We start from the raw sequence: 1,271 nt of genomic DNA on the forward strand, positions 1-1,271 counted from the left end.
GGTCTGTTGTTGCTCCTAATGTAGCACCGCGAATCATAGATTCATCACTAAACTTTATTAAATCACTTGGTTTTCCTGTAACCACTACACCAATAATTTTAAGGTTCTGAGGTTCTAGTTTCATTTTGCCCTGATTAGTTATGTTATTAATAATTTTCTCTGCATCGTCTTGATAATGACCACCATCCTCCTTTACCTTCTCTAAGATTGATATAAAGTTAGAGGCAGAATTGGCTTCTGCACTTCGGTTATACGGAAAGCCATATACTTCAAATCCATCGATCGTATCGTCAGGGAAATTCTTATCTTTGTTAAATTTATTATCATTTTCTATATCATCTTTACTAAACGTATCTACCCAATACCATGCTAATTGTTCTTTAAATACCTCATTTACTTCCTCAATGGAGTATCCATCATCAAATGAAAAAGCCATTTCTACAACTGTGTTATCATCAATCGCATTAAGTAACGTTCTATCATCAAATATTTGCTTATAATTTACTTGTGGATGAAAAAATTCAACGACTCTTTCTCCTTCATAATACAAAGGAATTCGCTCATCATCTGAGTATCCTAAGCCAAAAGGACCATTATTTGAAATAAGTCGAGATGCTCCCAAAATAGTAAAAACTTTTTCCTGTTCCCCCCACGGAATTGGTATGCCTCCAACGACTTTTACTAATGTCATTTTTGCTGTTGCAGAAGTTAGAGAATAATTAAATATGGTACCTCGCTCTTCAATGTTGGCGCCCATAATATCGTTCCAAATCGAATCCAAGTCTGTTTCCTTTTCCATTTTTATTTTCATCATTGTATTCCCAATAAAATAGAGTCCAAATAAAACGATGAGACTAATAACAAATGAAATGAGCACCATTTTTACAATTGAACGTTTCCTTGCTTTTTTTACTAATTTCTCAAACTCAAAATCTTTTGGAAAAAACTCATTTTCCTTGTTCATTTTCATACCTCCTATATTGTTCGATAAACTCTTTTCTTGCCCTATGGAGAGTAGTCTTAACAGATCCTTCTTTCATGCTATACAGCTCCGCTATCTCATTTATTTTTAATCCTGTACTATATTTCAGAAGAAGCAATTGCCTGTATTTCGGATTTAATTTAGTTAAGATTTCCTGTACATCTCTTTCTAGTTCACTTTGCATGAGGACTTTTTCAGGTGTTTCTTCCTCAAATATTTCCTGTACGTTGAATTTCAATAATATATCTCTTCGTCTAGATTTCTTACGGGACAAATCATAATATTGATT

General features: G+C 33.4%; 2 protein-coding genes. Both read right to left on the bottom strand.

Features of this window, described 5'->3' with window-relative positions; genetic code table 11:
* The coding region (locus C9J35_RS23115) for an anti sigma factor C-terminal domain-containing protein (RefSeq protein WP_107927157.1) at positions 1 to 964 on the bottom strand (964 nt) is incomplete at its 3' end.
* Positions 948 to 1,271 (bottom strand): RNA polymerase sigma factor (locus C9J35_RS23120; RefSeq protein ID WP_153062991.1); only part of this gene is annotated, 324 nt, incomplete at its 5' end. The genes C9J35_RS23115 and C9J35_RS23120, both read right to left, overlap by 17 nt.

The organism is Lysinibacillus parviboronicapiens (genome assembly GCF_003049575.1).
Lineage (GTDB): Bacteria > Bacillota > Bacilli > Bacillales_A > Planococcaceae > Lysinibacillus > Lysinibacillus parviboronicapiens.